Origin of the sequence: Saccharothrix coeruleofusca (assembly GCF_014648515.1) — a bacterium.
GTDB lineage: Bacteria > Actinomycetota > Actinomycetes > Mycobacteriales > Pseudonocardiaceae > Actinosynnema > Actinosynnema coeruleofuscum.
Genome location: NZ_BMRG01000003.1, coordinates 746,374 through 747,201, shown reverse-complemented (window position 1 = coordinate 747,201; position 828 = coordinate 746,374). Strand labels below are relative to the sequence as shown.

1 protein-coding gene and 1 pseudogene are annotated in these 828 nt (G+C 75.4%); one reads left to right on the top strand and one right to left on the bottom strand.

Translation table 11 applies throughout. From position 1 onward, the window contains the following. Positions 1-423 (top strand): annotated as a pseudogene (locus IEZ00_RS36510) (hypothetical protein); the annotation flags it as partial. 135 nt (positions 424-558) lie between these two features. Here IEZ00_RS36510 and IEZ00_RS36505 read toward each other — a convergent pair. Then, on the bottom strand, positions 559-828 hold a 270-nt coding region (locus tag IEZ00_RS36505; RefSeq protein WP_276530103.1), incomplete at its 5' end, for a TrmH family RNA methyltransferase.

Below are 828 nucleotides of genomic sequence, written 5' to 3'. Positions count from 1 at the left end.
TCGGCGGACGAGAGCTTCACCGCGCTGGAGCACGCGCAGGCGCTGCTGGACGGGCTGCCGGACGAGCACCGGACCCAGCTGGCCGCCAGGATCGCCGCGATCCGGGCCTACCTGCACGGCGACGCGGGCGAGTTCGCCTCGGCGCTGGAGCACAACGGGGTCGCCGAGGAGCTGGCCGACCAGCTCGGCGACACGCGGTGGCGGACGTTCCTGGTGACCCGCGGGGCCCGGTACCTGCTGTCCTCCGGTGACGCCGAGGGCGCCGAGTCCGAGGCCCGCCGCGCCGCCGAGCTGGTGGACGACACCACCCCGCCGCAGGTCGTCGGCGAGACCGCCGCCGTGCTGGGCGAAGCCCTGCGCGCCCAGGACAAGCCCGCCGCCACCGACCCCCAGCTCCGCGCCCTCAACACCCGCCTCGACTGACCCCCAAGCGTCTGCAAGTACTACCCGTCCCCCGATCCGAGGCCGTTGACCACTACCCGATGTGGGTGAACGCGACGCCGGGTGGTACTTACCGGCCCTCGCGGAGGGGGCGGGTAGTACTTGCAGGCGCGGGGGTCAGGCGCGGTGGGCGCGGGCGGAGGCGTAGAGGCAGACGGCGGCGGCGGTGGCCAGGTTCAGGCTCTCCGCGGCCCCGTAGATCGGCACCTTCAGCGCCGTGTCGAGGGTGTCGACCACCTCGTCGGGCAGCCCGTGCGCCTCGCTGCCGAACACCCACGCCGTGGGCCGGGCGAGGTCGCCGCGCAGGTCGGCGGCCACCAGGTCGTCGGCGGCGTACCCGTCCGCCGCGACCAGCCGCAGCCCGGCGGCCCGACAGGCCGCGAACAC